Below are 7,169 nucleotides of genomic sequence, written 5' to 3' on the forward strand. Positions count from 1 at the left end.
CAGCAGAGCTCGATGTGCTGGCGTTTGAAGGCGATGAAGCCCTGAGCTTGCCGTTCAGCTACCGGATTGAGTTCACCAGCGCTGATCATGCCATCAGCAAAGAAATGATGCTGATGAAAGCGGCCTCCCTGACGCTGCAGGCCCCGGTAGACCAGGGTTACGGCATCAAAATGCAACAGGCCGTGCGCACCCTTCAGGGAGTGGTGAGCGGCTTTGAGCGCCTCAGTACCTCCAAAGATGAAACCCATTATGCCCTGACGCTCCAGCCACGCCTGGCGCTGCTTGACCGTTCGCATCAGAACGCCATTTATCAGGACATGTCGGTCCCACAAATCGTGGAAAAAATTCTGCGCGAGCGCCACAACATGCGCGGTCAGGATTTTCTGTTCTCGCTTGCAAAAGAGTACCCGCGTCGTGAGCAGGTGATGCAGTACGGCGAGGATGACCTGCACTTTATTACCCGTCTGTTGGGTGAGGTGGGCATCTGGTTCCGGTTTACCACTGATACGCGCCTGAACATCGACGTGGTGGAATTTTATGACGGCCAGCAGGGGTATGAGAAAGGCCTGACGCTGCCATCGGTTCCGCCATCAGGACAGCATTCAAAAGGCGTGGACTCGGTCTGGGGCATGGAGAGCCATCATAACGTGGTGCAGAAGCAGGTCAGCACCCGTGATTACAACTACCGTCAGGCGACGGAAGACATGAACACCCGGGTCGATGCGACTCGCGGGGATGCCACCACCTACGGTGATGCCTACCACTATGCCGACAATTATCTGACGCCGGGCAGCGCATACGACCGCAATCCTGCGCCGGAATCGGGGGCGTTCTACGCCCGCATTCGTCATGAGCGCTACCTGAATGGTCAGACGCAGACCCGCGCCATCACCAGCTGCCCGACCCTCTCTCCTGGGCAGGTGCTGAAAGTCACCGGCGGGTACGAAGTGGCAGAGGTGTTTGCTCAGGGCGTGGTCGTCACAGCGATGCACAGCCATGCGCGCCGTGATGAAGACTTCGGCGTCAGGTTCGACGGTATCCCGGACAGCACTGATTTTAGTTTCCGCCCTGAGCCTGGCTCACGCCCGGTGATGGCCGGCACCTTGCCGGCCCGCGTCACCAGCACTACCGAGAACGATACCTACGGCCATATCGATAAAGATGGCCGCTATCGCGTCAACATGCTGTTTGACCGTGATAACTGGGAAACCGGATTCGAGAGCCTGTGGGTACGGCAGTCCCGCCCGTATGCGGGTGATACCTACGGCCTGCACCTGCCGCTGCTGGCGGGCACCGAAGTGGCGATTGGCTTTGAGGACGGTAACCCGGACAGACCGAACATTTCTGGCGTACTGCACGACTCGGCCCACAGCGACCACGTCACCATCCGCAACTACAAACGTAACGTGCTGCGCACACCGGCGAACAACAAAATCCGCCTCGACGATGAGCGCGGGAAAGAGCATATCAAGGTCAGCACCGAGTACGGCGGCAAGAGTCAGCTGAATCTCGGACATTTAGTGGATGCGGAGAAGCAGAAGCGCGGTGAGGGTTTTGAGCTCAGAACCGACAGCTGGGGAGCCATCCGGGCACAGAAAGGGATGTTCATCAGCGCTGATGGCCAGACGAAAGCACAGGGCCAGGTGCTGGAGATGCAGCCAGCGGTCAGCAATCTGGGCGATGCCCGGGAGCAGATGACGTCCATCTCTGGTGACGCGCAGAAGGCGACCGCGAATCCGGCCGATCTGCAGGCGCAGATAGCGTTGCTGGAACAACAGCTGACAGACCTCAAAAAATCGGTGCTGCTGCTGAGTGCTCCGGACGGCATCGCACTGACCAGCGGACAACATCTGCAGGTATCTGCCGGGCAGAACCTGATAGCCACTGCCGGTAAAAATGTTGATGTCAGCGTGGTGAAAAATTTGTTCATCGGGGTGGGTAATGCCCTGAGCGTATTTGTGCGTAAGCTCGGTATTAAGCTCATTGCGAATCAGGGGCCGGTGCAGATACAGGCGCAGAACGACCTGATGGAATTGCTGGCCCGTAAAGAAATCAGCATTGTCAGCACGGAGGATGAAATCAAAATCATCGCGAAGAAGAAGCTGACGGTAAACGGCGGGGGGAGTTATATCACTCTGGATGTTAATGCCATTGAATCAGCGACAATGGGCGATTTCAGGACAAAAGCCGGGCATTATGCCAGACAGACGCGAGCGCAGAATAGACCAACAATACCCGTCTTAGCAGCAAAATCATCCCAGGCAGATATTGATGATTTGTTAAATGAGAAAGATTGGTTTGAAATTATTTTAGTAGATGATTACGACCAACCAATTCCTTATGAACATTATCGATTAACTACATCCGATGGAGTGATTATAGAGGGATTTCTTGGAGGGGATGGAGTCGCTCGAATTGAAAATATTGCATCTGGCATATGTGATGTGGTATTTCCTAATGTTAAAAGGGATAGTTAATACATGGCAGATAAAATTAACATAAATTCAAAAGATCAAAATGTTAGAGCTAAAACTGGAGAGCGGCATCAAGCTGTAGTCCAGGGTTCATTAATGGAGATATTAATTGGTGGTCCATATGTTAAAGATGGTGAAGATAAAACGTATGGACATGTTGCAATAAGAATTATTGCACTTAAAAAGGATTATACTTACGACTATGGTCGATATGGCGCAACGCGAGGGGTCTTTAATGATGAAGGTGATGGAATAATTAGGGTTTGGTCGAGCTTTAAAAAATATATAGCAGGTGAAAATGCTACAGGGAGAAAAACTGTAGGGTATATGTTTAGTATAAAAGATGAAGATGCAAAAAAAGTTATCGAGTATTATGATGAGTTTGTTAAAGGTGCTGGTGTTGTTGCAAAAAGTAAAGTGATGACTTCGTATAAGACAAAGTACGAATATGATGCTTTGAAAAGGAACTGTACTACGGTAAGTTTTGATGGAGCCAAAATTGCAATTTCAGAGATTGATAACTCACAAGCGAAATACAATAATGGACAAGGTCTTAGTATGAAAGAAAAGCTTGCGGCAAAGGTTTCTGGATGGCCTGATAGAGTTTTTATGCCTGCGGATGCTGGCGTTATGCTGAAAAGTAGAGATAAGCCTAAACCAGTAAAAATAAATCAGTATGGAAATTAATTATATCAATATGATTATTGCAGAATGAAAATTTCTGGCATGTTTTTATGATGCGTTATATAATTCTTGTTTAATGAGGTGTGGATGGAATGTAAGACTAAAGTATTATTCTTTTTTATTATATGTTCCCTAATGGTCAGTATTTCAAGAGGTGCTACTTTGAAACTTTCTAAATTAGAGTATACAACGATTCCATTATTGTTTGGAACTAATATGGATTGTCAGGAGTACTCTATATTACCGCCAAAAGTAACATTGAATCCCCAGCAGTCATTTGATGAAGGATTTTCTCGCTATGCATTAAAGGTTAAAGTTGAGAGGGATTTTAATCACAATAAGAGAAGCGACGGAATGATTCATCCTATCTGGTTATCTTCTGCTTCAGATGTTGATATCGAAAGCTTGATTCTTTACCACCCTATATCAAAATCAGATCTCCTTGCCATAATAAAAAATAGTGGAATAACTCGGTCTCAACTGATAGATATACTGAGGAAGTGGGATGATGAAATTGCAAAGAAATAGTTTCTTTTTTTTATTGAGATGTTCTATTGTTATCTTTTTTATTTTTTTTAATGGTAAGCCACATTCTGAGGATAATGCAATGGTAATCGGTAACGAATATTTTTTCACAGAAACCCCTCTGATTATTCATGATTATCGTGGTTCTGAGTATTCTATATTGCCCGCGGGTGTTGCTCTTTACCCCATTGTGGATGGTTATAAGCATGAAAATGGGTATGTGATTTACATTAATTATCAGTCTCTTCCTGGTGAGTTAGAAACCATCTCAGACAACGCTGGTAGCGATATTATAAGTGAATTGTACCTGTCTAAACCTCCTGCTGATTTTAAGACGGAAAATAATAAGGTTCTAACAAGAAATGATCTTGTGCATTTGCTAAAAAGAAGCACGTTAACAAAAAAGGATTTTGCTGAGGTAATTTCTAAATTTGAAGAATAAATTATGTGTCCTTATATGTCTTTTGATAATGACATGCTAAATGTATCGTTTTTACTAGATGATATAGTTAAGCATATTATGTTAGTAGTGAATGGAGCTCATGTAATATATTGTATGCTAATGCCAAATACATGAGGCGGACTTACAAACACTTAGATGCCTAATATATTCACTGATAAGTTTTAACCTTGTCATCTTGCTATCTTTATTTTCAGCGTATTTGACAGAAGGTGCCATGAGCATGATTTTCCGGCGTAAATAGACCCGTTTTAGTTTGAAGAACTAATGAAACTTACTTAGAGGTGCTTTTTTATTGAGGCTTTTCATGGGGCATAGTCAAAAACCAAGTTAAATAAAGCTTTAGAATATGTCCTCAAGCGCTTTATTAGAGTCGTCATATTTAAATCATTGAGCTAAATTAAATATTTAATTTATATTTTAATTTTTATTGTATCTGGTTGCACTGGCTCTCACCTGGTTGTCTTGCCTGAAAAAAGTGAACTTACAGTTGCAACAATTAATAACCAGTACCAGGAAGTCATTGAAATAAAAGGTGGGGCTGTTAATGAATTCAGCATATCGGTAACTATAACCCCGAATGGTTCAGGGTTGGCATGGAGTCCTGAAGAAATAAAATATAGTTTCGGCGGAGAGGATGGAGTAAACAAAGACTACCATCGCATCATCATATCTGGTATCCCGAAAAAATCAGGTGATTATAGCGTAACTGTTTCTGGATTTACTCTTGGCACAATACATTCCGGTAAAGATTTTTATAAGAAATATACGATAACGATCAAGCAGTAACTAACTCACTTAATGCATGTCAGGTTTTTCAGAGTATAATTTTTCTGCCGATGTGTAAGGAATACAATGAGCAACAATCCCCCGATCAGATTCAGCCACAACCATCACCAGCTGGCGGTGAAGGGCTGCTCAGCAGAGCTCGATGTGCTGGCGTTTGAAGGCGATGAAGCCCTGAGCTTGCCGTTCAGCTACCGGATTGAGTTCACCAGCGCTGATCATGCCATCAGCAAAGAAATGATGCTGATGAAAGCGGCCTCCCTGACGCTGCAGGCCCCGGTAGACCAGGGTTACGGCATCAAAATGCAACAGGCCGTGCGCACCCTTCAGGGAGTGGTGAGCGGCTTTGAGCGCCTCAGTACCTCCAAAGATGAAACCCATTATGCCCTGACGCTCCAGCCACGCCTGGCGCTGCTTGACCGTTCGCATCAGAACGCCATTTATCAGGACATGTCGGTCCCACAAATCGTGGAAAAAATTCTGCGCGAGCGCCACAACATGCGCGGTCAGGATTTTCTGTTCTCGCTTGCAAAAGAGTACCCGCGTCGTGAGCAGGTGATGCAGTACGGCGAGGATGACCTGCACTTTATTACCCGTCTGTTGGGTGAGGTGGGCATCTGGTTCCGGTTTACCACTGATACGCGCCTGAACATCGACGTGGTGGAATTTTATGACGGCCAGCAGGGGTATGAGAAAGGCCTGACGCTGCCATCGGTTCCGCCATCAGGACAGCATTCAAAAGGCGTGGACTCGGTCTGGGGCATGGAGAGCCATCATAACGTGGTGCAGAAGCAGGTCAGCACCCGTGATTACAACTACCGTCAGGCGACGGAAGACATGAACACCCGGGTCGATGCGACTCGCGGGGATGCCACCACCTACGGTGATGCCTACCACTATGCCGACAATTATCTGACGCCGGGCAGCGCATACGACCGCAATCCTGCGCCGGAATCGGGGGCGTTCTACGCCCGCATTCGTCATGAGCGCTACCTGAATGGTCAGACGCAGACCCGCGCCATCACCAGCTGCCCGACCCTCTCTCCTGGGCAGGTGCTGAAAGTCACCGGCGGGTACGAAGTGGCAGAGGTGTTTGCTCAGGGCGTGGTCGTCACAGCGATGCACAGCCATGCGCGCCGTGATGAAGACTTCGGCGTCAGGTTCGACGGTATCCCGGACAGCACTGATTTTAGTTTCCGCCCTGAGCCTGGCTCACGCCCGGTGATGGCCGGCACCTTGCCGGCCCGCGTCACCAGCACTACCGAGAACGATACCTACGGCCATATCGATAAAGATGGCCGCTATCGCGTCAACATGCTGTTTGACCGTGATAACTGGGAAACCGGATTCGAGAGCCTGTGGGTACGGCAGTCCCGCCCGTATGCGGGTGATACCTACGGCCTGCACCTGCCGCTGCTGGCGGGCACCGAAGTGGCGATTGGCTTTGAGGACGGTAACCCGGACAGACCGAACATTTCTGGCGTACTGCACGACTCGGCCCACAGCGACCACGTCACCATCCGCAACTACAAACGTAACGTGCTGCGCACACCGGCGAACAACAAAATCCGCCTCGACGATGAGCGCGGGAAAGAGCATATCAAGGTCAGCACCGAGTACGGCGGCAAGAGTCAGCTGAATCTCGGACATTTAGTGGATGCGGAGAAGCAGAAGCGCGGTGAGGGTTTTGAGCTCAGAACCGACAGCTGGGGAGCCATCCGGGCACAGAAAGGGATGTTCATCAGCGCTGATGGCCAGACGAAAGCACAGGGCCAGGTGCTGGAGATGCAGCCAGCGGTCAGCAATCTGGGCGATGCCCGGGAGCAGATGACGTCCATCTCTGGTGACGCGCAGAAGGCGACCGCGAATCCGGCCGATCTGCAGGCGCAGATAGCGTTGCTGGAACAACAGCTGACAGACCTCAAAAAATCGGTGCTGCTGCTGAGTGCTCCGGACGGCATCGCACTGACCAGCGGACAACATCTGCAGGTATCTGCCGGGCAGAACCTGATAGCCACTGCCGGTAAAAATGTTGATGTCAGCGTGGTGAAAAATTTGTTCATCGGGGTGGGTAATGCCCTGAGCGTATTTGTGCGTAAGCTCGGTATTAAGCTCATTGCGAATCAGGGGCCGGTGCAGATACAGGCGCAGAACGACCTGATGGAATTGCTGGCCCGTAAAGAAATCAGCATTGTCAGCACGGAGGATGAAATCAAAATCATCGCGAAGAAGAAGCTGAC

General features: G+C 48.7%; 6 protein-coding genes. All 6 read left to right on the forward strand.

All coding sequences use genetic code 11. The features are described 5' to 3' along the window. The coding region (locus tag OGV75_RS09090; RefSeq protein WP_286480577.1) for a type VI secretion system Vgr family protein at window positions 1-2,477 on the forward strand (2,477 nt) is incomplete at its 5' end. A gap of 3 nt (window positions 2,478-2,480) precedes the next feature. Beyond that, a complete protein-coding gene (locus tag OGV75_RS09095; RefSeq protein WP_200014502.1) occupies window positions 2,481-3,161 on the forward strand; it encodes a hypothetical protein in 681 nt (226 codons plus the stop codon). Between the two features lie 159 nt (window positions 3,162-3,320). Next, window positions 3,321-3,686 carry a hypothetical protein gene (locus tag OGV75_RS09100; protein ID WP_200014504.1) on the forward strand — a complete coding sequence of 122 codons (366 nt, stop codon included), beginning with the start codon at window positions 3,321-3,323 and terminating at the stop codon, window positions 3,684-3,686. Beyond that, window positions 3,664-4,125: a hypothetical protein gene (locus tag OGV75_RS09105; protein ID WP_181546913.1), complete on the forward strand. Its 462-nt coding sequence runs from the start codon at window positions 3,664-3,666 to the stop codon at window positions 4,123-4,125. The genes OGV75_RS09100 and OGV75_RS09105 overlap by 23 nt, the downstream gene beginning before the upstream one ends. 483 nt (window positions 4,126-4,608) lie before the next feature. Beyond that, window positions 4,609-4,932, forward strand: a complete 324-nt coding sequence (locus OGV75_RS09110) for a hypothetical protein (RefSeq protein WP_200014506.1) — start codon at window positions 4,609-4,611, stop codon at window positions 4,930-4,932. A gap of 66 nt (window positions 4,933-4,998) precedes the next feature. Next, on the forward strand, window positions 4,999-7,169 hold a 2,171-nt coding region (locus OGV75_RS09115), incomplete at its 3' end, for a type VI secretion system Vgr family protein (RefSeq protein WP_286480578.1).

It is taken from the genome of Citrobacter sp. Cb028 (genome assembly GCF_030336705.1).
Taxonomy (GTDB): domain Bacteria; phylum Pseudomonadota; class Gammaproteobacteria; order Enterobacterales; family Enterobacteriaceae; genus Citrobacter; species Citrobacter braakii.

Coding starts and splice junctions, on each gene's coding strand:
- OGV75_RS09095 (WP_200014502.1), top strand. CDS start 2,481: ATGGCAGATAAAATTAACATAAATTCAAAAGATCAAAATGTTAGAGCT.
- OGV75_RS09105 (WP_181546913.1), top strand. CDS start 3,664: ATGATGAAATTGCAAAGAAATAGTTTCTTTTTTTTATTGAGATGTTCT.